This is a genomic window from Arenibacter certesii DSM 19833, assembly GCF_000429545.1.
Classification (GTDB): domain Bacteria; phylum Bacteroidota; class Bacteroidia; order Flavobacteriales; family Flavobacteriaceae; genus Arenibacter; species Arenibacter certesii.
Genome location: NZ_AUCB01000017.1, coordinates 26,429 through 49,377, shown reverse-complemented (window position 1 = coordinate 49,377; position 22,949 = coordinate 26,429). Strand labels below are relative to the sequence as shown.

Genomic DNA, 22,949 nt, shown 5'->3' with positions numbered 1-22,949 from the left:
TTTTAGGTGAAACGACACTTTTAATCGTAAAAATTTCTGCACCTAAATAGCTGTAATAACAGTAAGTTCTTTAAATTGGTTCTAAATATGGGACATAAACTAAACAAAGTTTGTGAATAACTGCATTCTAGATTAGATTTGTATTCAAAACAACTAACATAATGAGTGGATTTTTTAACTCTTCAATTGGCAGAAAGTATGCCATGGCACTTTCGGCCTTTTTCTTGATGATTTTTATCGTTCAACATTTTGCCATTAACATTCTATCCGTGTTTAGCCCGGATGCATTTAACGAGATCTCCCATTTCATGGGTACCAATCCTTTGGTGCAATTTGGGTTACAGCCTATTTTGCTCTTTGGGGTTATTTTTCACTTTGTTATGGGCTTTATCCTAGAAATTAGGAATAGAAATGCAAGAGTGGTAAAGTATGCCCAGTACAATGGTGATGCCAATTCTACTTGGATGAGCAGAAACATGATCTGGAGCGGTGGATTTATCCTAGTATTCCTTGTAATACACTTTATAGATTTCTGGTTTCCGGAAATCAACACTAAGTTTATCCAAGGAGATATGTCGGGATTACTTGCAGATGGGGAAGGATATCGTTATTACGAAGAACTTACCCACAAATTTGCTCCTATTTGGAGAGTGGCGCTTTACTGTGTAGGGTTTATTTTTCTTGCCCTTCACCTATTGCACGGATTTAGTTCGGCATTTCAGTCTGTAGGTGCCAATAATAAATACACAAGAGGATTAAAAGGGTTTGGAAAAGCATATGCGATAATCATTCCGTTAGGATTTATCTTTATTGCTCTTTTTCACCATTTCAACCAATAATATAATACTACATAGCTATGTCTATATTGGATTCTAAAGTACCAAAAGGGCCATTAAAGGATAAATGGACCAACTATAAGGATAAGATTAACCTAGTTAATCCTGCTAACAAACGCTCTATAGATATTATTGTGGTAGGTACCGGACTTGCTGGAGGTTCTGCTGCGGCAACTTTGGCGGAGCTAGGTTACAATGTAAAGGCATTTTGCTACCAAGATTCTCCACGAAGAGCACATTCTATTGCGGCTCAGGGAGGTATCAATGCGGCAAAAAATTATCAGGGTGATGGGGATTCTACCTACCGCTTATTCTACGATACTATAAAAGGGGGAGATTATAGATCTCGTGAGGCTAACGTATACCGTTTGGCAGAAGTATCTGGCAACATCATAGATCAATGTGTTGCTCAAGGTGTGCCTTTTGCACGGGACTATGGTGGTCTGTTAGATAACCGCTCTTTTGGTGGGGTACTTGTTTCCCGTACGTTTTACGCTAAAGGACAAACAGGACAACAATTATTACTAGGTGCCTATTCTGCTATGAACAGGCAGATTGCACGTGGAAAAATAGAAATGTTCAACCGACATGAAATGTTGGATGTAGTTAAGATAAATGGTAAGGCAAGGGGAATTATTGCCCGTAACTTAGTTACTGGGGAAATTGAGCGCCACTCTGCACATGCGGTTGTAATTGCAACCGGAGGATACGGGAATGTTTATTTCCTTTCTACCAATGCTATGGGATCAAATGCAACTGCAGCTTGGAAAGTACATAAAAAAGGAGCTTTTTTTGCAAATCCTTGCTATACTCAAATTCACCCTACCTGTATTCCGCGATCAGGGGATTATCAATCCAAATTAACGCTGATGTCAGAGTCCCTACGTAACGACGGTAGGATCTGGGTGCCGAAGAAAATGGAAGATGTAATGGCCATTAGGGAGGGAAAGAAAAAACCAACCGACCTAAGTGAGGAGGAAAGAGATTATTACTTGGAACGGAGATATCCTGCTTTTGGAAACTTGGTGCCGCGTGATGTGGCTTCTAGGGCTGCCAAAGAAAGATGTGATGCGGGTTACGGAGTAAACGCAACTGGAGAAGCGGTTTATCTAGATTTTAAATCGGCAATAGAGCGTTACGGGAATGAGCAGGCAAAACTTCATGGGATAACCAATGCCAGTAAAGAAAAAATTACGGAGTTAGGAGAGGAAATTATAAGAGCCAAATACGGTAACCTTTTCCAGATGTATGAAAAAATTGTGGACGAAAATCCATATAAGACTCCAATGATGATCTATCCAGCTACGCACTATACCATGGGCGGTATTTGGGTAGATTACAACCTAATGACCACTGTAGAAGGATTGTACTGTATTGGGGAGGCCAACTTCTCTGATCACGGTGCCAACCGTTTAGGAGCTTCTGCACTAATGCAGGGCTTGGCAGACGGTTACTTTATATTGCCATATACTATTGGGGATTACCTGTCGCACGAAATTAGGACAGGAAAAATACCTACCAATACCCCAGAATTTGACGAAGCGGAAAAAGCGGTCACTGACCAAATTAACGCATTCATCAATAATAAGGGAACCCATTCCGTGGACTATTTCCACAAGAAATTAGGAAAGGTAATGTGGGATAAGTGTGGAATGTCTAGAAACGCAACGGATTTAAAAGAAGCGATCCAGGAAATTAAAGCTATCCGTGAAGAATTCTACAAGGAGGTTAAAGTACCCGGAAAGGCTAATGAAATGAACCCAGAGCTAGAGAAAGCAGGTCGTGTGGCCGATTTCCTGGAATTAGGAGAGTTGTTTGCTAAAGATGCCCTGATGCGAGAGGAATCTTGTGGAGGACACTTTAGGGAAGAATCCGTAGAGCTGGATGGAGAACAAGAAGGAGAAGCCAAGCGTAATGATGCAGAATTTGCATTTGTTGCTGCATGGGAATACAAAGGAGAGCCTTCAGATGCCGTTCTGCATAAGGAACAATTGGAGTTTAACGATATAGAATTGAAGCAAAGGAGTTATAAATAAGTAGTATTGACCTAATAATCGGGATTAAAATCTCAATATGCAATATTCAATACTCAATACTTAAAATATGAAGCTTACATTAAAAATTTGGAGACAGAACGGATCTCAAGACAAGGGTAAAATGGTAGATTACCAAGTGTCGGATATATCGGAAAGCATGTCTTTCTTGGAGATGATGGATGTTTTAAATGAGCAGATCATCAATGAAGGAGGAGAGCCAGTTGCCTTTGATCACGACTGTAGAGAGGGTATCTGTGGGATGTGTTCTATGCATATTAATGGAGAACCCCATGGTCCGGATAAAGGGATCACTACCTGCCAATTGCACATGCGTTCGTTTAAAGATGGCGATACTATTACCATTGAGCCATTTAGAGCGAAAGCATTTCCTGTAATTAAGGATTTGATGGTAGACCGTAGCTCGTTTGAAAGAATTCAACAAGCAGGTGGGTATATATCAGTAAATACTTCTGGAAATACTCAAGATGCGAACTCCATTCCAATTGATAAGCATGCTGCAGATATGGCTATGGATTCCGCTACTTGTATAGGTTGTGGTGCCTGTGTTGCTAGCTGTAAAAATGCTTCAGCTATGTTATTCGTTGGGGCAAAGGTTTCGCAATATGCGTTATTGCCACAAGGGCAGGTGGAAGCTGTAGATCGTGTTAAGAATATGGTGGCGCAAATGGACTTGGAAGGATTTGGAAACTGCACCAATACAGGAGCCTGTGAAGTAGAATGTCCTAAAGGAATCTCTTTGGAAAATATAGCGCGCTTAAATAGAGAGTATTTTAAAGCCAATGTAAAGGGTTAAAAACCTCTTCCTAATTAAGATAGCACAAAATCCTAAGCTCCATTTAATGGTGCTTAGGATTTTTTTTTCCTAAAATCCAATTATTTTATAAAAGCTTTTATCCTTTGTATCTGTTTGTTTTTTAAAAGTCCGCCATAGGCCACATCTGCCGCAAACAAATCAGGATGTGCATTGCCCTCTATAATTATTGGCCCAGTGGGCGTAATAGCTACGTCCCATCCGATAAGACGATTGGGAATTACGGCAGTCGCTTTTTTAACCAATTCGCATGCTTCTTTATAGTAAGGCATTTTAAAACCTAGAAACTCAAAATTAGTATCTGGATGCTTCGTAAGTACTTCTCCCCCAAATTCTAAATTTCGGTATCCTTCTTTTTTTAAGGTCTCTGTTTTGTCGTCTATACCTATAAACAATCCGCCAGATGAGGTGTTGTCTACCACGGCACCTGCCGTACCTAACCGAAAGATAGATGAAATTATATTTACTTCCCCATTATGGATGTAGGTCAATATTCTAAGGGAGTTTATGGAGGTACCATGAATGGCATTTAATTTTGGATGTTGTGTTATTACCTCATTGTACAGATAATTTCCATTTATTAAGTTTTGATATTCGGATTCCAACTTTGCTTCAATATTATCGTGCCTCAACTTAAATATTCCTTTTCCCCCATATTGGGATAGGGGCCTAAAGAAGAGCGTTTCTAATTGGGTAGACTCAAATATTGCTTCATAAAATGCAATCAGCTCTGTCTTATTATTTATTTTGCGCATTTCACTCCCCGAGAAAAAATGATTTCCAAGATTGTGGCCTATAAGCTTTGGGGTGGGGATATTACTTCTTTCGCAGTAAAGAGAAAAATTAAGTTTGTTGCACAATATGGAGGTAAACTCTAATTGGTGTAATTTTTTGCCTTCTCTAATTTCAGCGGCTTCCTTGGTGCCTAGATAATCTTTATAATTTTTGATCTCCCTTTTATAAAGATGCTTAAAATAATACATAGGCACCTCTTTTTTCGTTACCCAAAGTACCAGTACTTCTTTACAGATTTTGAGGTAGTTTTTTTTATTAGGATTCTTTAGAAATACTTTTATCCGCTCTGGGTTATCGAAATGCATATAGATAGTATTTAATTTTATGTGTTAGCCCTGGTATTATTAGTTCATAGAAGAACTATAAAGGTGCAGAAAGCCATTCCTATATTACTATGAAGCGAATCTAGATTCGGTTTAACGCAACTTTCAGGACTAGCAGGGATAATCTATTTCAAACTTATAAACTGTGACATTAATTTTATGTTGGAATTGTTATTCTTTACTTGAATATGAATCTCCTAACTTCCTTTTCTCAACAATAATTGCCGGTGATCCACTCGCGACGGAAAGACTCTTTACATTTTTAACTACCAATGAGCCGGCGCCTATAATACTATGTTTGCCAATCGTAATATTTTCTATTAGTTTTGCGCCTAATGAGATTGTTGAAAACTCCCCTAGTTTAAGATTGCCACCTGTACAGACACCAGATGCAATGCTCGAGAAATCTTTTAGGTTGCTGTCGTGTCCGATGGACGAATTAGCATTTATATTACAAAATTTTCCAATGCTGGAGTTAGCGTTTATAATCACACCTGGCATAATAAGGCTACCCATTCCAATCTTAACGTTCCTTCCTATTATAGCACTACTATGTATAATGGTGATAAAGTGAAAATTGGGATCAATTGAGTTGAGCTTCTCAGCCATTTTCATTCGTAACCAATTGTTCTCGATGGCTAAAATGCCCCCATCTAGGTTATAATCCTTTATTAAATTAGGAAGGTCTACTTCGGTTCCTAAAATTGTATATCCATTAAACTCTGTTCCCTTCTCCTTAGACCCATCTATAAACCCTACTATCTTATATTCGTCATTTTTATCTAAAGAGTCCAAAATAATGCCCCCGTCCTTGGTGGCTCCTACAATAACTATGTTCTTCATTCTAAGAAAATATATAAATGGATTCTAACGTTGTACCCAAGGTAGTTAAATCCCTATATTATACATGATGTGGTCGATACTTTATTTATTCTATTCGATGTATTGCCAAATGAAAAGGATCATTAGGTTATAATAATAGGCATTATAAAAATAGAAGCTAAATACAATGCGGTGTATACTTGGATGGATTTTTTACTAGTTTATGTTCTATATCATTAAATAAAAGATGACTCCTTATTTTCCATGAACTAGTGTAATGGATAAAATCTAAAATAACCTACCTTTAGGTATGTCTAAAGAATATTCAGAAGGTAGAATAATCGTCCCTCGCTTTAATGAGGAGTCCGGTTTTTATACTACACCGGAACGCTCTAAGATTATGAGCAAAATTCGTGGCAAGAATACCAAGCCGGAACTTATCTTTAGAAAGGCACTATGGAAGGCTGGCTACCGATATCGGGTAAACTATAAAAAATTGATAGGTAAGCCAGATATTCTTTTAAAAAAGTATAAAACGGTACTATTTATAGATGGTGAATATTGGCATGGATACAATTGGGAAGAAAAAAAGGATAGCCTAAAGACTAATAGGGAGTTTTGGATTCCGAAAATAGAGCGTAATATCCAGAGAGACGAAGAGGTTAATGAAGAATTGAAGCGGATGGGGTATACCGTATTCCGTTTTTGGGAAAGTGAGGTAAATAAGGAATTAGAAGATTGTCTATTTAAAGTTGCCGCTCACCTTAAATCCTTACATTCCTAATTTAATTATTCAAAGTTAATACGATGCCTCAAAATAATAATAAAGCCTTCTCTAAGCTCCCTAACGTAAAGACGACCATTTTTACTACAATGGGGCAATTGGCCTTAAAACACAAGGCCCTAAATCTGTCCCAGGGTTTTCCTAATTTTAAGCCAGATAGAAGTCTCATCGAGTTGGTAACAAAAGCCATGGAAGAAGGATATAACCAATATGCACCTATGCCCGGATTATTGGAACTTCGGGAAAGAATAGCCTACAAGATGGAAGATTTATATGGGAGAAGGTACAATCCAGAGAAGGAAGTAACCGTTACAGTAGGTGCTACCCAGGCTATTTTTACGATCATTACAGCGTTTATCAGGGGTGGGGATGAGGTAATTGTAATAAAGCCTGCTTATGATTGTTACGAGCCCGCAATAGAAGTAAATGGAGGGGTTGTGGTGCCAATTCAATTATGTAATTCGGATTTTAAGATCAACTGGGAGGAATTCCGGTCAAAGATAACCTCCAAGACCAAGATGGTGATCATTAATACACCTCACAATCCCAGTGGAACAATTTTCTCGGAAGCCGATATGTTACAATTACAAAAAAGCCTAGAGGGCACTAATATTATCCTAATTAGCGATGAGGTGTATGAACATATTGTATTTGATGGGCAGCTTCATCATAGTGCCGCCAAGTACAGTGATCTTAGTCAACGTAGTTTTGTTTGTGGGTCCTTCGGAAAAACCTTTCATATAACGGGGTGGAAAGTAGGGTATTGCCTTGGTCCGGAAGCATTGATGCACGAATTTCGAAAAGTCCACCAATTTAATGTATTTTGTGTAGATCATGCGGTTCAAAAGGCATTGGCAACCTACTTAAAAGATCCTTGCAATTACTTGGAATTAGGCGCATTTTATGAGGCCAAACGAGATTTCTTCTTATCTGAGCTAGCCAATTCCCGATTTAAAATAAAACCATGTCAGGGCACTTATTTTCAATTGTTAGACTATAGTACCATTACTACGGAACCGGATGAGGTATTTGCGGAAAGACTGGTAAGAGAGTACAAAATCGCCAGTATTCCTATATCTAGCTTTAACACCAATAAATTAGATAATAATCTTTTGCGATTTTGCTTTGCCAAGACCGATGCGACTTTAGAAAAAGCAGTGGCAATTTTGTGCACGTTATAACGGGGCAACAATTGTGTACCCATTCTGTAGGTCATTTCAGAAACGAAAATAACTGGCAAGTTACGGTACATGGCATAAAGGGAGATTAGGATCTTATTCGTCGCATTTGAGACCTTCCTGGTCTGCGGTTCATATCCATTCTTTGTCCAGCAAATCGCCCAAATTTATAGCTGAAAGTTAGCATAAAATATTGTTCTAATATTTTGCTTTCAGAATCTTGAATAAAGGCTTCGGATACGGTTCTTACGTATCCGTTGTTTTTACCTAAAATATCATAGCCTACCAAAGTAAGTGTCCCGTTACCGTCTAAGAGTTGCATTCCTAGACCAGCGTTCCAAAATACAGCATCCCCGTCAAAGGCATCACCTACCCTGCTGTTATAGCGATAGGAAACCTTATTGGTAAAGAAAGCGTCTTTAAAGAAATAAACGGTACTGTTTAATTGAAGGTTTTGTACAAAGTAGGCGTTGTTGTCATAAATATCGGTATCGTAAATGGTCTTGTTTAATTCATAGCTGTAAGAGGCATTAAAATCCAATTTCTTATCATAGGCATACCGGAAAGATAACGATGGTCTTAGTACGGACGATTGAGCGGTAAATTTTACATTGTTTTGCAATGAGAGATTGTTTCTAAAACTTCCATGTAGCCTAAGGTTGATGTTTATATTGCTATTCTGGCTAAAATAGGTTTTGGTGATGGCCGTATTACCGTTAAAAGAATAATCACCTTGGATATTGGTATAGGTGGTGTTTTTTATAAGGTCTTCATCCGTAATTGTACTATTGATTATTTTATCCTTTACAAAACTTGCTCCCGCATCTCCTGTGATATTAATATTATTGAAGGCTAAATTATTTTGATATTGAAACCGGAAATTGTGGTTTATCGCTGGTTTTAAAAAGGGGTTCCCAGTACGAATGTGTAATTGGTTGTTTACATCTGGGACAGGTTGTAGTTGGCCTATGGACGGTAAATCTACATTCTGATCGTAGTTTAGGTTGATGTTCTTGTAGCCCTTGTCATCCCTATACCTAATCCTACCCGAATAAGTCATAAAATTAAAGTCGGTCTTAAAATTACGCTCTTCAATAATTTTATCTACATATTTTCTATAGGTATTTGTATAATTACCCAATGCTTCAAAACGAAATCCTTTATAATTATACCTAAGTCCTATAGCAGGGCTTACAGAGGTGGTTATATAATTGTTTTGGGTACTTAACTGTTGGTTAAATTCCTCATACGAATCTTCATCGGTATTAAAATCGTACACAAACCTTTCATTACTACTGTTCCCTATTCGAACAGAATATCTCGGAATAACCCTAAAACCAGTAAACAATTCTTTATTCCAGTTAGCGTTCAATCCAATATTAGTACTAAAGTTATCTGTTTCACTTATTTGATCTTGAATATTGGTGGTGTTTTTCTGGTGTAGTATATTTTCGGAATACTTTTTTCCGCTGGACTGGTTTTTGTTGATATTGGTACTAATACCAATATGGAAAAAGTCGCGATTATTTCCTATCCTGGGAGTCACACTAAAGTTATTGCTAATACTGTATTGATCGGAAATAGCTTGATTTGCTGAAGTATAATCGCTCACCAAATCGCCATTACTTTCCTTAGATTGTGTGGTCTCTTGGTTAAAAGATTCTGAATTGGACATGATAAAATCAGTTTTATTGGCAATTTGTACTCTCTTGCTTGCCGACTTATTTTTGGGTTCCAATAAAAATTTTAAATCTAGATTAGCATTATGACTGTCGGAATCGTTACTGCCTATTCTTTCTGAATAAGTGGTGTAATTTAAATCTGGCAAAAAATTATCCCGTATGGTTTTTTGTTCGGTTTCTCTGCTTTGACTGCTAAACCTATAATTGCTATTAACCTGTGTTTCGTTCCATTTTCCCTTAGTAAAATTAGCTCCCACAAAATCAGATTCTAAATATCCATTACTTGTATCTGTATCTGGTAAGCTATTAAAACCGTTGGACAAATTAATGTTATTGCTCCCCGCTATTACACCCAGTTGCTTTCCATCGATCAATTGAAAGAGGTTGGCGTTGACCTGGTATTTTTTGTCTGTCCCATATCCTCCGGCAACGTCCCCGAAATATCCCTTATTTTTCCCTTTTTTAATCTTTAGGTTAAGCTCCTTGGTTCCAGAATCTGACTCTTCTCCCGTAAACTTTTGCAGGTCGGTCTTAAAATCGGTTACTTGAACCTTATCTATAACGAGACTTGGTAGATTTTTAATGGCAATATTTCCATTCTTTTCTCCAAAAAAACGCATGCCATCTACATTTACAGCCTCTACTTCTATTCCATTGTGGGTGATACCTCCATCCATGTCAATTTCTATTCCGGGCAGCTTTTTTAGTAAATCTTCTACCTTGTCATTGGGTAAGGTTTTAAAACTATCGGCATTATACTCTATGGTATCTTTTTTCATTAATACAGGCGGTGCTTCCCCAAGTAGGAACACCTCCGTCAATTCCTCCACTTGTTCCTCTACAATAATATCATCTAAAACTAATTTATCGCTTTCTGGTACCAGAATTTCTTTGCTATAAGGGATATACCCCAAATGAGCTACTCTAAAAAGCAATTTGTTTTGATTCTCTGCATTAATTCTAATAGAGAATTCTCCATCTTTATTCGTAATAGCATAGGCCATAGTTATTGAGTCGTTTGTATTCTGAACAAATACAGTTGCTCCTTCTAAATTGCCTTCATTTGGATTTTGAACCACCCCTTCCAAACTGAATTTTTGGCCGATTATATTGTTTACTGCCAAGAGAAATAAAATAGATATTAATGTTCTCAAATCTTGCTATTTAAATTTTAAACCGATGTTGTATGGCTTGTTGGACTCAATAGTTGAGGAAAGGTTTAACTTCTGTTTAACTATATTCAATAAATGATATTAAAATACTAGGGCCAAAAATCGCTATAGTGAAATAACCCGGATTTTATTATCGGAGTATTTAAATTGAGAAGTATCACATAATTCGAATAGGTGATTATTAGAATGGGAGATGGAAATATACAATATGCCCATATGTGGGCCAGGACAAATTTATTAAAGCGGGTGCAGCTGTCAGAAAAAATAAATGGGAAGTATTGAGGGCTTAAAGTTCGTATTTCATTAACCAATCCGTTTGCTTGTCCTTACCAATATAATAGGGGTGGGTACCAAACTTTTTAAAACCATTTTGTTTGTAGAAATTAATGGCTTTTAGATTGTATTCCCAGACCCCAAGCCAAAGGTACTTTTTGTTTAAGAATCGAGCCTTTTTAATTACCCAATTCAAAATTCGGCCTCCAATCCCGTTACCTTGAAATTCTTTTAGTACATAAATTCGCTCTAGTTCCAAGGCCAAATCATCCTTAATATCTGTCTGCGATTTTGCTTGGTTCACTTTAAAATATCCAACCTTTATGGCATCTTTGGTCACAAAGTAATAGGAGGTATTGGGATCTTCTAAATCCTTTAAAATTTCTGTCCTGCAAAATGCGGTTTCTAGGTAATGGTTAAAGTCGTCAGGGTTATTCTGCTCCTCAAAAGATTCAGTAAAAGTACACTTTCCGAGGTTGATTAACGCAGCCAAATCGCTAACTGAGCAAAGTATTATCTGGATTTCCATTTCCTGCTTTTATCTTAAAAGTAGTGTTTTGGGGTGAGGTTTAAAATAAAAAGAGAGCAATGTATTGTGCATTGCTCTCATTTGTTTCGTTTCTCTATGTTTACAACATAAACAACTTCTTGGTCAATCGTACGAATCCATGATAGAAGTCGTTATAATAAACCTGAATCTTTTCTTGTGTAGGGTTGTGATTTATTTGGGCGTCCATAGTAAAAATATTTTAGTTCAGTGAAATTTGGGGTTTAACTTTTATGATGAGCCTAATATAATACAACATTACGAATTGACTTAAAATTTGTTGTGAATCGTACAATACTTGTTGTGATTGATAATAATAAGTTATTGAAAGCCAATGAATAACTAGAAAATATTAAATTAACATCTCTGGAATTTCTCCATCTATTATTAAATTTCCTTCGGTTGCCTTTTTTATTTCATCAATGGTTATTCCGGGTGCTCTTTCCAAGAGTTTAAATCCATTAGGAACAACTTCTAGTACCGCTAAGTTGGTCACTATCTTTTTAACACATCCTACGCCAGTAAGCGGCAGGCTGCATTTTTTTAATAATTTGGATTCCCCTTGTCGATTGGTATGCATCATGGCGACAATAATATTTTCTGCAGAGGCTACGAGATCCATTGCTCCCCCCATCCCTTTCACCATTTTACCTGGAATTTTCCAATTGGCGATATCTCCGTTTTCAGCAACTTCCATAGCGCCCAAAATAGTAAGATTTACGTGTTGTCCCCTAATCATTCCAAAACTTGTTGCGGAATCAAAAAATGACGCTCCGGGGAGTGTTGTAATTGTTTGCTTCCCTGCATTAATAATATCGGCATCCTCTTCCCCTTCAAATGGGAAGGGACCCATTCCCAGTACCCCATTTTCGCTTTGGAATTCCACGCTGATATCATCCCGAACAAAATTGGCCACTAAAGTTGGTATTCCAATTCCTAGGTTTACGTAATATCCATCTTTTATTTCCTGTGCTATTCGCTTTGCAATTCCGTTTTTGTCCAACATAATTTTTGATTTGAAAATTTGGTAATTTTTTAGTTTGGCAATGTACTTCGCTTTGTTGTGCCTAGTATTTTTGAACTGATGAGAATAATTAAGTTTAATTCTGTAAAAAGAATGGGTTTAGGATTTGGATAGTGCTCAGAGGCCTTGCAAAGCTCAATCCAATAGGAAGTTTCGTCTGCTTCCTTAGCCGCAAGTTTAAATTTGTGAATAAAGTCTGCTTTACTTTCTCCGTTTTGAGCCTCCCAAGTATTTGCACCTATTGATGTTCTGCTTCTGAATAATTGAGATGCCATTTCGTATTTCTTTAAGGCCCTTAACTTTACGGAATATTCTATAATTTCGAGAGAGAAATCAAAGGTTTTCTTAACTATCATATTTTCCTTATCCTTTCTCATATTTTAGTCATTTTATATCAACCCATTTTCAAATTAACACATTAGCTAAGCTCCAAATTGATTAATCACGCTTCCTTACAGTTAGCTGTTCTATTCTTTTCTCATAGTTGGAGCCTTGAAAAATACGTTGTACAAAGATGCCTGGCACATGAACCTGATTGGGATCTAATTCCCCAGCGGGGACCAACTCTTCTACTTCTGCTACCGTAATTTTAGCGGCTCCGCACATAACTGGGTTAAAATTTCGCGCAGTTCCCTTAAAAATAAGGTTCCCTGCTTCATCGCCTTTCCAAGCCTTTACAAAAGCAAAATCGGCTTTAAAGGCTTCTTCCAACACATACATCTTACCATTAAATTCTCTAGTTTCCTTTCCTTCAGCTACTTCGGTGCCATAACCGGCGGGGGTATAGAACGCGGGGAACCCTGCTTGTGCGGCCCTACATTTTTCTGCTAGGGTACCCTGTGGGGTTAATTCTACCTCTAACTCCCCGCTTAGCATTTGCCGTTCAAACTCGTCATTCTCTCCCACATATGACGATATCATTTTTTTTATTTGGTGCTTGTGTAGTAGTAACCCCAGTCCAAAATCATCTACTCCAGCATTATTGGAAATACAGGTTAGGTCCTTTACTTCCATTTTCACCAATTCCGTGATTGTATTTTCTGGGATGCCGCATAATCCAAATCCTCCAAGCATCAAGGTCATTCCATCTTGGATACCTTTTAAGGCTTCCGCTGCATTGGCAACTGTTTTCCGTATCATTTGTTATAATTTTAATATTAGCTTGATAAAAGTACTTCCTCTAAAATACATGATTTAAACGAAAAAATGCCCTTAACTTTAGGTAAAAGCTAGGGCATTTTTCTTGAAGATTGTAGCAGATAACTTTAGAAATCCAAATCGTCTTCTGTGTCTATATCATCGTCATTTTCTTCACTAATGTTATTGCAGTCTACATTGATGGATGAATTCTCTGGCTTTTCAAAATTCCCATCAGAAACACCTAATTCTTTGTTCTTATAATTCTTTTGCATGTACAATCCCCAAATTGGAAGGGCCATAGATGCTCCCTGACCGTATGCGAGGGACCTAAAGTGTGTTGCTCTATCTTCACCGCCTACCCAAACTCCAGTGACTAAATTAGGCACCATGCCCATAAACCATCCGTCACTTTGATTTTGTGTGGTTCCTGTCTTACCGGCAATAGGGTTTGTAAATCCGTATGGATATCCTGTAATAATTTCTTCGTAAACCTTATTCCATTTTTCCGCACCTTTGGTTCTAAGTCTGGTTCCGGATCCACCTTGCGTTACGCCAGACATTAAGTCTACCATAGCATAGGCTACATCCTTACTAAGCACGTCCTTGGTTTCTGGAACATATTCAAATAAGACGGTACCATTTTTATCCTCGATCCTAGTAACCATTACAGGTTTTACATAAACTCCTTGATTGGCAAATGCACCGTAGGCGCCTACCATTTCATAAACATTAAGGTCTGCACTTCCTAATGCAATGGATGGAACAGCAGGAATATCTCCTGTAATACCTAAGTTTTTTGTGATCTCGATCACTGCTTCTGGACCCACCCGGTCTATCAATTGAGCAGTTATAGTGTTTACGGAATTGGCCAAGGCATGTTTTAGAGTAATTAAATTCCCGGAATACTTGCCGTCAGCATTTTTGGGACACCAAGGATCGGGGTTTCCGTGTTTGTTTGCTTCAATACAATATTGGTTGTCATACAGCCCGTCGCAGGGCGATAACCTTAACTGGTCAATTGCCGCGGCATACACAAAGGGCTTAAAAGTAGAACCTACCTGTCTAGCGCCTTGGTAAACGTTATCATATTGAAAATGTTTGTAATTGAGTCCGCCTACCCAAGCTTTTACGTGCCCCGTTTGTGGTTCCATGGACATCATAGCTGCCCTTAAGAAAGATTTATAATAGCGGATGGAGTCCATAGGAGTCATTATAGTGTCCTTGTCCTGAGTCTCACTATTCCAATCAAAAACGGTCATTTCGGTTGGTTTATCAAAAGACGCTCTAATCTCCTTTTCCGATTTGCCATTGGCTTTCATGTTGCGCCAACGATCGGAGGTTTTCATGCCACGGTCCATTATGCGATCTATCTCCCCGGGAAATTCCTGTATAAATGGTGCAGTTTTATTTCTTTCTGGTGTATTTTGATGAAAGAATTCGGCTTGCAAACGCTTCATATGTTCGGAAACCGCATCTTCCGCATTTTTCTGCATTCTAGAGTCTATGGTGGTGTATATTCTTAATCCGTCCAAAAAGATGTTCCATTTATCTCGTTCCCCTTTAATGGCAGGCTTGGGATTTTGTTCTATCCACTTGCGCATAAATCCTTGGAGGTACATTCTAAAATAGGTCGCTATCCCTTCCCTGTGGGATTCCGGACTAAAATTAATATCCATTTTTAGGGCCTGTAGCGAATCTTTCTCCTTTTCAGTGATAAAATCGTATTTAGCCATTTGTCCCAACACGGTATTTCTTCGGTCGAAAACCAACTTTTCCCTTCTCAGTGGGTTGTAATAGGATGAATTTTTTAACATCCCTACCAATACCGCCGATTCCTCTATTTTTAGATTGCTGGGTTCTTTTCCAAAGTAAATTCTGGCCGCGGATCTAATACCGTCAGCATTATAGTTAAAATCATAAATGTTGAGGTACATTTTAATGATTTCTTCTTTGGTATAGCTGCGTTCTAACCTAGTGGCCAAAACCCATTCTTTTAATTTCTGGGTAATGGTTTCATATAAATTCTTAGATCGAACTCCAACAAATAGCTGTCTGGCCAATTGTTGTGAAATAGTACTTGCCCCTCCTCTTTTTCCTAAAAAAGCAAAGGCTCTAATTGTTCCTCTTGCGTCTATACCGGAGTGATCATAGTAGCGTGCGTCCTCTGTTGCAATTAACGCTTGTACCAGCGTTTTGGGCAGGTCTTCAAACTTTACATCTGTTCTGTTGTCATCTAGATAGAACTTTCCAAGCGTTTCTCCATCGGAAGAGATGATCTCACTGGCCAGATTGGTTTGTGGATTCTCCAATCGTTCGTATTCTGGCATGGGTCCAAAAACTCCCCAAGCTGTCATTAAGAATATTAAAATTACAGAAAGGATTCCTGTAATAAATAAGATCCAAAACCATTTAATAAATTTTATAAAACTGTTTCCTTTCTTTTTTGTTTTTTTCTTTGCGGTCGCCATGGGCCTAGGGATTAAGTTTTTCTATTTGGTATCCAACATCGGTAATGCCTTCTAATTCTGCGATGCCTTCTACCTGGCCGTTTTTTCGCATTGCGTGTGATACTTTTAAGGTATATACGCCAGAAGATGGAAAAATGATGTTTTCCTTATACCACAATTTATTTTCTTTTAAACTGCCATTACCACTCCCTAACCATTGGCCATTTGGGAGCGCCATTTCATACTCCAAGGTGTCCCTTACTAAATCTCCGTTAGGGGTGTTTAGTTCTGCAATTAGGAATAGATTGCTATAAGGAAAGGTTTGGTCATTTCTTATATTGATGAAAATATTATAGGGTTGTACGGTATCTATCCCATTAAATTGAAATTGCATAATACTGTCCTTATGCCACAGCCCATTATCTGTGGCAGTATAACCAGATCTAATAGTTTGCCCATCACAGGAAACAATTAAGGCTACCATGATAAGTGATGCTAAAGCTCTAAGCATTGTTTGTGGGTCTTTTTTTAGGAGCGGGCTTTCTTCTTTTCTTGCTTCTTTTCTTGTTTTTAGTTCTTTTTGGAGCATCAAAACGGGTAAGGCTGTCTTGTCCTACTACATTTTCGAACACCTTTTCTAGTTCTTCTACGTTTTCTACGGCATATTCCTCCAAGCTGGCGACCTTTTCTTTTTTCTTGTTCTTTTCTTGGATTTTAATTACCTGATCTTTAGTTAACTCATGCCAATTGGCAGGTTGATCTTTATAAGAAAACCAAAGTGACCCTTTAAAAATATCAATCTTCTGGCAAAAGGCCATTCCTTTTTCCGTAAACAGCTTCGTATCCTGACTAGGGAAATCTTTCAGGGCATCTAAATAGACGTCCAGTTCATAATTAAGGCAGCATTTTAGTTTTCCACACTGTCCGGCCAGTTTTTGCGGATTTAAAGAAAGCTGCTGGTAACGTGCTGCAGAGGTGCTAACCGATCTAAAATCTGTTAACCAAGTAGAGCAACACAATTCTCTACCACAAGAGCCAATTCCACCTAAACGTTGGGCCTCCTGCCTGTATCCAATCTGTCTCATCTCTATTCGGATACCGAAGGCCTTGGCCATATCCTTTATCAACTGCCTAAAATCTACCCTATCTTCCGCAGTATAATAAAAAGTAGCTTTGGAACCATCTCCTTGAAATTCCACATCGGAAATTTTCATTTGAAGCTTTAGGATGATAGCAATTTCCCGAGCTCTCTTTTTTATCTCTTCTTCCCTGTCTCTGCATTTCTGCCATTTATCGATATCCTTCTGGGAGGCCTTTCGATAAATTGTAGGAAGTTGAGGATTAGTATAATCTTCTTTCTTCTTTTTCATCTGTACCCGTACCAATTCTCCGGTAAGGGTAACCATGCCCACATCGTGACCAGATGTAGCCTGAGTGGCTACAATATCCCCGATGGAAAGTGAAAGGTTTTCGGAATTTCTAAAAAATTCTTTTCTACTATTTTTAAAGCGGACTTCCACGCAGTCAAATGGTTTTTGCCCATTTGGAAGCGACATATTGGAAAGCCAATCAAATACCGTCAATTTATTACAGCCATCGGTACCACAAGTCCCATTGTTCTTGCATCCTTTTGGCTGTCCGTCCTTACCGGTTGAACAACTGCTACAACCCATAATTAATATGTTGGTTCGGTGAAAAAATGTAATGATTTCACCGAAAAAGGTTCATAATTTTTATCAACCGTAAAGATAGTGTTTTTTTTAAGCGATGAAAAGAAAGAGTGAACCTTGATGCAAATAGTCTCCTACTTCTTATAGGTAAGCACTTCTGATCTTCCTTTTTTAAAGATTTTATTGCTGACCACCTTACCTCTTCTTAATTTTTTCTGCTCTTCATAGGGGAGGGCATTTATCTCCTTACATTCATTGGAACAACAATTATCCATTTTTTCTGAACAGGAATCACACTGAATAAAAAGCAGGTGACAGGCTTCATTGGCACAGTTTACATGTACATCACAGGGGTTTCCACATTGATGGCAATTGGCGATTACATGGTCTGTGATACGTTCGCCGCGCCTGTGGTCAAATACAAAATTTTTCCCTATAAACTTATTTTCAAGATTTTGGTCATTTACCTGTCGGGTGTATTCTATGATTCCTCCTTCCAGTTGGTAAACCTGCTTAAAGCCCTTATGTTTGTAATAGGCGCTTGCCTTTTCACATCTAATCCCTCCGGTGCAGTACATCACAAGCTTTTTATCTTCTTTATGGTCGGCCAGATCTTGTTCTATAATATCCAATGAATCCCTAAAGGTGTCCACATCCGGAGTTAGGGCATTTTTAAAATGCCCAATTTCACTTTCGTAATGGTTACGCATATCTACCAGTATAGTATCCGGATCTTCGATTAGGGTATTGAAAGTTTCTGCGTTTACATGAACTCCTCTGTTGGTGACATCAAAGGTGGCATCGTTTAAGCCATCGGCCAAAATTTTCTTTCTAACCTTTACCTTTAGTTTTAAAAAGGATTTATTGTCTTGTTCTATGGCGATGTTTAGACGTACGTTCTCTAAAAAAATAATACTGTCTAAATGAGATTTAAAAGCCGCAAAGTTCTCTGCAGGAACAGATAGCTGCGCATTTATTCCTTCGTGGGCAACGTAAATACGACCTAGAACATCTAATTCGTTCCAATGGATAAATAAGTGATTTCGAAAAATTGACGGATTGCCAATATGTGCATATTTGTAGAAAGAAATAGTTAGGCGTTCTTTACCTGCCTCCTCAATAAGAGCTTCCCTTTCCTTTGCACTTAAGGTATTGTACAGTTGCATGCTATACTAATATTTAAGTTAAAGTAGTTATTAAAAGTGCAAATTTAATATTTCCAAGGCGGGTTTAAAAACTATTAGCTCATTTTTAAGTAATGGAAGCTGGAATTAGTGTACAAAAAAAGGATCTTGAATGTTCAAGACCCCTTTAATTTGGTCAATACCAATACTCTTTTTCATAGACTTAGGATTCAGTATTGACGCACAACCCTTATTGTTCTACCAAAAACAATAAGCAATGTTATTTGAGTTAGTTATTAGTTAGATGTTATAATTCTAAAAAGGTTGCGTACGCCTTAAAATAATAAAAAACTTTAGGGAATAGTCTATAAAACAACCCTTTGCAATAGGAGTGGGGTTCCGGGTGGAAACGCCTATTTTTTATAGGATCTCTTATTTATGTAGCCTATTATGTAGGTGAATACGACCTAGAAAATCCGCTTTTTAGATGGTTTTATGCAAAAAGAAGTGGTATTTTAGCGTCCTTAATACGATATGAAAATGAGTTCTGAAAAAGAAGCAAAATTAAAAGCATTAAAACTTACCCTAGATAAATTAGATAAGACGTACGGCAAGGGTGCAGTAATGAAGATGGGGGATAGTGTGGCACAAGATGTTGAAGTTATATCTTCCGGTTCTTTAGGATTAGATGTTGCACTTGGTGTAGGTGGATATCCACGTGGAAGGGTTATTGAAATATACGGACCAGAATCTTCTGGTAAGACTACCCTAACCCTTCATGCCATGGCAGAAGCACAAAAGAATGGGGGGATTGCAGCCTTTATTGATGCAGAGCATGCATTTGACCGTTTTTACGCTCAGAAGTTAGGGGTAGATATAGACAATTTAATTATATCACAACCAGACCATGGAGAGCAGGCGTTAGAAATTGCCGATAATTTAATTAGATCTGGTGCTATTGATATTGTGGTGATCGATTCCGTTGCGGCATTGACGCCCAAGAGTGAGATAGAAGGTGAGATGGGGGATTCTAAGATGGGACTTCATGCCCGTTTAATGTCACAAGCCTTAAGAAAGTTAACAGGATCTATTAGCAAGACTAATTGTACGGTTATCTTTATTAACCAGTTACGGGAGAAAATTGGTGTAATGTTCGGTAACCCCGAAACTACTACTGGTGGAAATGCCCTAAAATTCTACGCTTCCGTTCGTTTGGATATTAGAAGATCTACGCAGATTAAAGATACAGATGGCGGGGTGCAAGGAAATAAAACACGAGTGAAAGTCGTAAAAAATAAGGTGGCTCCTCCATTTAGGACTGCCGAGTTCGATATCATGTACGGTGAAGGAATTTCCAAAGTCGGGGAAATAATTGATTTAGGAGTCGAATTCGAGATCGTTAAGAAAAGTGGCTCTTGGTTTAGTTATGGTGACACCAAACTGGGTCAAGGTAGAGATGCCGTTAAAAACCTGCTTTTAGACAATCCAGAGTTGCTGGAGGAGCTGGAAGGTAAGATAATAGAAGCTATCAAAACAGTGAAGCTGTAATTGCAAATAGAAAATCCCGATTTACTCGGGATTTTTTTTTGACCACCACGCAACCTTTGTTTTAAACTACATCTACTAATAAAAAGAAATTGTTTTGAAACTGAAAGTTAATTTAAACTAGATGCTGTTTTTCGAGTCTTAAATAGTAATTGAAGTTTCCATTAATTAATTTTAAACGTAAACGTAATAAAACATGAAAAGAACACTCTTTTTACTGGTTGTTATCATTTCTTCTGTATTGGCTTCCTGCTCTGTAGATGACGGAGTTAATTACCATTTTGAAGCATTGAAGGTGGAATCTGTAGAAATGCCGGAATCGTTTGAATATGGCAATATCTATAAGATAAAAGTTACTTATATTAGGCCTAACAACTGTACTTATTTTGAGGGATTTGATGTAGTGAAGGAAGAGCTTACTACCCGTAAAGTGGTCGCTGTAGGATCGGTCATTGAAGATGACAATGCGCAATGTACAGAAAAACTGGAGGAGGTAACGGCTTCATTTAACTTTGAAGTTTTGTACAATCAACCTTATTTGTTTAAATTTTGGACAGGAGAGGACGAAAATGGAGATTCAGAATACCTAGAGTTTACAGTTCCTGTAACCTCAGGGAGTTCGGATCAGAACAAGGAATAGTAGCATAACCCATACTGTATTTTGAGTAATCCAATTGAGCTCATCAATAATTGTAAAAACGGGAGTAGGCAGGCACAAGAGCAGTTATATCGGGATTACTCCCGGATATTGTTCGGTATTTGCCTTAAATACTCACGCAATAAAACGGAGGCCGAAGACAGCTTGCACGATAGTTTTATGACAATCTACAGTAAGATAGATCAGTTTAAGCATCAAGGGTCTTTTGAAGGTTGGATGAAGCGAATTACCATAAATACGGTGCTACAGAAATATAGGAAACAAGAAAGCTTATCCTTAGTGTCCGACAATATACAGGAGGAGGCTATAGAGGAAGCAGAGTATGTGGATGTGGACCTGCAGGTTCTATTGCGGTATATCCAAGAACTACCAGATAAATATCGACTTACATTTAATTTATATGTATTGGACGGGTATAGTCATAAAGAGATAAGTGAAATGTTGGGAACCTCCGAAGGAACCTCAAAATCTAATTTGGCTAGGGCCAGGAAAATATTGAAAGAAAAAATAGAAGCGAACAAAGCAAGGATACATGTGGAGGGATAGGCCTTAACATTAATTTCAAGCTGCCCAAGAGTACAGTGTATGAGCGAAAATAATTTAGACAAATTATTCCAAGAAAAGTTGGCCGACTTTCAGGTAGTTCCCGACAGTAAAGTCTGGAGTTCTATAGAGGCCTCTTTGGATAAGAAAGGTAAGTCCAGAAGGATTGTGCCATTTTGGTGGAAACTTAGTGGGGTAGCAGCGGTATTGGCTATATTGTTCGTGGCTATTAATCCATTTTCGGGTACTACAAACGTAGATCCCATTATTACAGATGTAGAAAATAAAGCGGTAGAGGATGTTAATGAAAAATTCAATACCATTTTAAAGGAATCTGTAAAGGAGACTCCCGCCTTAACCACAGTGCAGGAAGAAAGGGAAGAGCCTGTTAAGAATGCAATAGTCAATGTAGATGCCAAGAAAAAACATAATTCTAATGCTGTAATTGTATCCTCTTCATCGAAAAAAGACGATGCTGATGTATTAATGAATGTTAGGAACGCTAGAGTAATGGATATTGCTGATGGTGGAAGTGAAATTAAAGATAAAGTAAATCCTGTTTTAGAGGGTCAGCCTGGGTTAGATGACAATCAGAGCCTAGATGGTCATCAGTTAGTAGTTGGGGATAATTTTGGCAAACAAGGGGAAGACCAATTAACTGATATATCCGAAACTTCTACAGAAAAAATAGACCCCAAGAAAAAGTCCATTTTTGACGAGATAGAAAATCGGGAGGAAGACATTAAAGTTGCGACTGCAAAAGGAGGCAAATGGTCTGCGGGACCGAGTGTGGCCCCTGTTTATTTTAATGGTATTGGAGAAGGGTCTCCCATTAATTCCATCTTGGCATCCAATTCCAAAACTGGAAATGTTACGCTCAGCTATGGGGTGAATGTGGCTTATGAGGTTTCTAAAAAAGTTAGCATACGTTCGGGGATACATAAAGTGGACTTTGGTTATAATACCAATGATGTGTCTTTTTCTTCTTCTTTTAACGCCCCTGCCCAAGCTCAGCTAACTAATATTAATTATACTAATACTGCCCAATCTATTGTGCTTAGGGAAACTAGGAGGCAGTTGGGAGCTCCGCAGTCTGATATGCAGGTTGCTCTGGATTTTACCGGTAAGAGTCCTGCCCGTATGGGGAAAATGGGGCAACAAATTGGATATTTAGAAGTTCCTTTGGAAGTGAATTACGCTATCTTGGACAGTAAATTTGGAGTAAACCTGATTGGTGGACTAAGCTCACTTTTTTTAACAGATAATGTGGTGGTCTTGCAATCTAGTGGACAGACTACGGAATTAGGGGAAGCCAATAATATTAACTCCGTGAATTTTAGTACAAATATTGGACTTGGGCTTAATTATGAATTTAGCGGCAATTTAAAGTTGAATGTAGAACCCGTGTTTAAGTACCAGTTGAATACTTTTAATGATACTTCTGGAAATTTCAACCCTTACTCTATTGGGGTCTATAGTGGTTTTAGTTTTAAATTCTAAAGCTATTGACTTCTATTT

The 22,949-nt window shown here is 38.0% G+C and carries 20 protein-coding genes; 9 read left to right on the top strand and 11 right to left on the bottom strand.

Annotation, left to right across the window (positions count from 1 at the left end; all coding sequences use genetic code 11):
• Nucleotides 1-161: 161 nt before the first annotated feature.
• From G466_RS0110410 to G466_RS0110400, 3 genes are all read left to right on the top strand, one after another.
• Nucleotides 162-839: a succinate dehydrogenase cytochrome b subunit gene (locus G466_RS0110410; RefSeq protein WP_026813611.1), complete on the top strand. Its 678-nt coding sequence runs from the start codon at nucleotides 162-164 to the stop codon at nucleotides 837-839.
• Nucleotides 840-856: 17 nt separating this feature from the next.
• Nucleotides 857-2,872, top strand: a complete 2,016-nt coding sequence (locus tag G466_RS0110405) for a fumarate reductase/succinate dehydrogenase flavoprotein subunit (protein WP_026813610.1) — start codon at nucleotides 857-859, stop codon at nucleotides 2,870-2,872.
• A 67-nt stretch (nucleotides 2,873-2,939) separates the two neighbouring features.
• Nucleotides 2,940-3,686 carry a succinate dehydrogenase/fumarate reductase iron-sulfur subunit gene (locus G466_RS0110400; protein ID WP_026813609.1) on the top strand — a complete coding sequence of 249 codons (747 nt, stop codon included), beginning with the start codon at nucleotides 2,940-2,942 and terminating at the stop codon, nucleotides 3,684-3,686.
• Between the two features lie 80 nt (nucleotides 3,687-3,766).
• Here the strand turns inward: G466_RS0110400 and G466_RS23120 are convergent, their stop codons facing one another.
• On the bottom strand, nucleotides 3,767-4,804 hold the full coding sequence (locus tag G466_RS23120) for a sugar-transfer associated ATP-grasp domain-containing protein (RefSeq protein WP_051315603.1): 1,038 nt from the start codon (nucleotides 4,802-4,804) through the stop codon (nucleotides 3,767-3,769).
• Between the two features lie 189 nt (nucleotides 4,805-4,993).
• A complete protein-coding gene (locus G466_RS0110390) occupies nucleotides 4,994-5,665 on the bottom strand; it encodes an acetyltransferase (RefSeq protein WP_026813608.1) in 672 nt (223 codons plus the stop codon).
• A 289-nt stretch (nucleotides 5,666-5,954) separates the two neighbouring features.
• Between G466_RS0110390 and G466_RS0110385 the strand changes: the two genes are divergently transcribed.
• Both G466_RS0110385 and G466_RS0110380 read left to right on the top strand, forming a co-directional pair.
• Nucleotides 5,955-6,428 carry a very short patch repair endonuclease gene (locus tag G466_RS0110385; protein ID WP_026813607.1) on the top strand — a complete coding sequence of 158 codons (474 nt, stop codon included), beginning with the start codon at nucleotides 5,955-5,957 and terminating at the stop codon, nucleotides 6,426-6,428.
• A gap of 23 nt (nucleotides 6,429-6,451) precedes the next feature.
• Nucleotides 6,452-7,609, top strand: a complete 1,158-nt coding sequence (locus G466_RS0110380; protein ID WP_026813606.1) for a methionine aminotransferase — start codon at nucleotides 6,452-6,454, stop codon at nucleotides 7,607-7,609.
• A gap of 85 nt (nucleotides 7,610-7,694) precedes the next feature.
• Here the strand turns inward: G466_RS0110380 and G466_RS0110375 are convergent, their stop codons facing one another.
• The 9 genes from G466_RS0110375 to trhO all read right to left on the bottom strand — a co-directional run bounded on the left by G466_RS0110375 (nucleotide 7,695) and on the right by trhO (nucleotide 18,727).
• The gene (locus G466_RS0110375; RefSeq protein WP_157373853.1) at nucleotides 7,695-10,442 is read right to left on the bottom strand and encodes an outer membrane beta-barrel protein; all 2,748 of its coding nucleotides are present in this window, start codon (nucleotides 10,440-10,442) and stop codon (nucleotides 7,695-7,697) included.
• 304 nt (nucleotides 10,443-10,746) lie between these two features.
• A complete protein-coding gene (locus tag G466_RS0110370; protein ID WP_026813604.1) occupies nucleotides 10,747-11,262 on the bottom strand; it encodes a GNAT family N-acetyltransferase in 516 nt (171 codons plus the stop codon).
• Nucleotides 11,263-11,632: 370 nt separating this feature from the next.
• The gene (locus tag G466_RS0110365) at nucleotides 11,633-12,286 is read right to left on the bottom strand and encodes a CoA transferase subunit B (RefSeq protein ID WP_026813603.1); all 654 of its coding nucleotides are present in this window, start codon (nucleotides 12,284-12,286) and stop codon (nucleotides 11,633-11,635) included.
• 29 nt (nucleotides 12,287-12,315) lie between these two features.
• Nucleotides 12,316-12,681 (bottom strand): four helix bundle protein, encoded by a 366-nt coding sequence (locus tag G466_RS0110360; RefSeq protein ID WP_026813602.1) that lies wholly within the window; start codon nucleotides 12,679-12,681, stop codon nucleotides 12,316-12,318.
• A gap of 61 nt (nucleotides 12,682-12,742) precedes the next feature.
• Nucleotides 12,743-13,444, bottom strand: coding sequence for a CoA transferase subunit A (locus G466_RS0110355; RefSeq protein ID WP_026813601.1), 702 nt, complete (start codon nucleotides 13,442-13,444; stop codon nucleotides 12,743-12,745).
• A gap of 125 nt (nucleotides 13,445-13,569) precedes the next feature.
• Nucleotides 13,570-15,912 carry a penicillin-binding protein 1A gene (locus tag G466_RS0110350; RefSeq protein ID WP_026813600.1) on the bottom strand — a complete coding sequence of 781 codons (2,343 nt, stop codon included), beginning with the start codon at nucleotides 15,910-15,912 and terminating at the stop codon, nucleotides 13,570-13,572.
• Nucleotides 15,913-15,916: 4 nt separating this feature from the next.
• Complete coding sequence (locus tag G466_RS0110345) at nucleotides 15,917-16,402, bottom strand: gliding motility lipoprotein GldH (protein WP_026813599.1); 486 nt, start codon at nucleotides 16,400-16,402, stop codon at nucleotides 15,917-15,919.
• Nucleotides 16,395-17,564 carry a PSP1 domain-containing protein gene (locus G466_RS0110340; protein ID WP_026813598.1) on the bottom strand — a complete coding sequence of 390 codons (1,170 nt, stop codon included), beginning with the start codon at nucleotides 17,562-17,564 and terminating at the stop codon, nucleotides 16,395-16,397. The genes G466_RS0110345 and G466_RS0110340 overlap by 8 nt, the downstream gene beginning before the upstream one ends.
• A 131-nt stretch (nucleotides 17,565-17,695) precedes the next feature.
• Entirely contained in the window at nucleotides 17,696-18,727 is a 1,032-nt protein-coding gene (gene trhO, locus G466_RS0110335; protein WP_026813597.1) for an oxygen-dependent tRNA uridine(34) hydroxylase TrhO, read from the bottom strand.
• 498 nt (nucleotides 18,728-19,225) lie between these two features.
• Between trhO and recA the strand changes: the two genes are divergently transcribed.
• The 4 genes from recA to G466_RS0110315 all read left to right on the top strand — a co-directional run bounded on the left by recA (nucleotide 19,226) and on the right by G466_RS0110315 (nucleotide 22,931).
• A complete protein-coding gene (gene recA, locus G466_RS0110330; RefSeq protein ID WP_026813596.1) occupies nucleotides 19,226-20,233 on the top strand; it encodes a recombinase RecA in 1,008 nt (335 codons plus the stop codon).
• Nucleotides 20,234-20,426: 193 nt separating this feature from the next.
• On the top strand, nucleotides 20,427-20,870 hold the full coding sequence (locus G466_RS0110325; protein WP_026813595.1) for a hypothetical protein: 444 nt from the start codon (nucleotides 20,427-20,429) through the stop codon (nucleotides 20,868-20,870).
• A 21-nt stretch (nucleotides 20,871-20,891) separates the two neighbouring features.
• Complete coding sequence (locus tag G466_RS0110320) at nucleotides 20,892-21,434, top strand: RNA polymerase sigma factor (RefSeq protein ID WP_229797197.1); 543 nt, start codon at nucleotides 20,892-20,894, stop codon at nucleotides 21,432-21,434.
• A 39-nt stretch (nucleotides 21,435-21,473) separates the two neighbouring features.
• Nucleotides 21,474-22,931, top strand: a complete 1,458-nt coding sequence (locus tag G466_RS0110315; protein ID WP_026813593.1) for an outer membrane beta-barrel protein — start codon at nucleotides 21,474-21,476, stop codon at nucleotides 22,929-22,931.
• The last annotated feature ends 18 nt before the right edge of the window (nucleotides 22,932-22,949 follow it).

Bases quoted from the DNA above. Each gene is read 5' to 3' on its own strand.
- G466_RS0110410 (WP_026813611.1), top strand. From the start codon at position 162: ATGAGTGGATTTTTTAACTCTTCAATTGGCAGAAAGTATGCCATGGCA.
- G466_RS0110405 (WP_026813610.1), top strand. From the start codon at position 857: ATGTCTATATTGGATTCTAAAGTACCAAAAGGGCCATTAAAGGATAAA.
- G466_RS0110400 (WP_026813609.1), top strand. From the start codon at position 2,940: ATGAAGCTTACATTAAAAATTTGGAGACAGAACGGATCTCAAGACAAG.
- G466_RS23120 (WP_051315603.1), bottom strand. From the start codon at position 4,804: ATGCATTTCGATAACCCAGAGCGGATAAAAGTATTTCTAAAGAATCCT.
- G466_RS0110390 (WP_026813608.1), bottom strand. From the start codon at position 5,665: ATGAAGAACATAGTTATTGTAGGAGCCACCAAGGACGGGGGCATTATT.
- G466_RS0110385 (WP_026813607.1), top strand. From the start codon at position 5,955: ATGTCTAAAGAATATTCAGAAGGTAGAATAATCGTCCCTCGCTTTAAT.
- G466_RS0110380 (WP_026813606.1), top strand. From the start codon at position 6,452: ATGCCTCAAAATAATAATAAAGCCTTCTCTAAGCTCCCTAACGTAAAG.
- G466_RS0110370 (WP_026813604.1), bottom strand. From the start codon at position 11,262: ATGGAAATCCAGATAATACTTTGCTCAGTTAGCGATTTGGCTGCGTTA.
- G466_RS0110365 (WP_026813603.1), bottom strand. From the start codon at position 12,286: ATGTTGGACAAAAACGGAATTGCAAAGCGAATAGCACAGGAAATAAAA.
- G466_RS0110360 (WP_026813602.1), bottom strand. From the start codon at position 12,681: ATGAGAAAGGATAAGGAAAATATGATAGTTAAGAAAACCTTTGATTTC.
- G466_RS0110355 (WP_026813601.1), bottom strand. From the start codon at position 13,444: ATGATACGGAAAACAGTTGCCAATGCAGCGGAAGCCTTAAAAGGTATC.
- G466_RS0110350 (WP_026813600.1), bottom strand. From the start codon at position 15,912: ATGGCGACCGCAAAGAAAAAAACAAAAAAGAAAGGAAACAGTTTTATA.
- G466_RS0110345 (WP_026813599.1), bottom strand. From the start codon at position 16,402: ATGCTTAGAGCTTTAGCATCACTTATCATGGTAGCCTTAATTGTTTCC.
- G466_RS0110340 (WP_026813598.1), bottom strand. From the start codon at position 17,564: ATGGGTTGTAGCAGTTGTTCAACCGGTAAGGACGGACAGCCAAAAGGA.
- trhO (WP_026813597.1), bottom strand. From the start codon at position 18,727: ATGCAACTGTACAATACCTTAAGTGCAAAGGAAAGGGAAGCTCTTATT.
- recA (WP_026813596.1), top strand. From the start codon at position 19,226: ATGAGTTCTGAAAAAGAAGCAAAATTAAAAGCATTAAAACTTACCCTA.
- G466_RS0110325 (WP_026813595.1), top strand. From the start codon at position 20,427: ATGAAAAGAACACTCTTTTTACTGGTTGTTATCATTTCTTCTGTATTG.
- G466_RS0110315 (WP_026813593.1), top strand. From the start codon at position 21,474: ATGAGCGAAAATAATTTAGACAAATTATTCCAAGAAAAGTTGGCCGAC.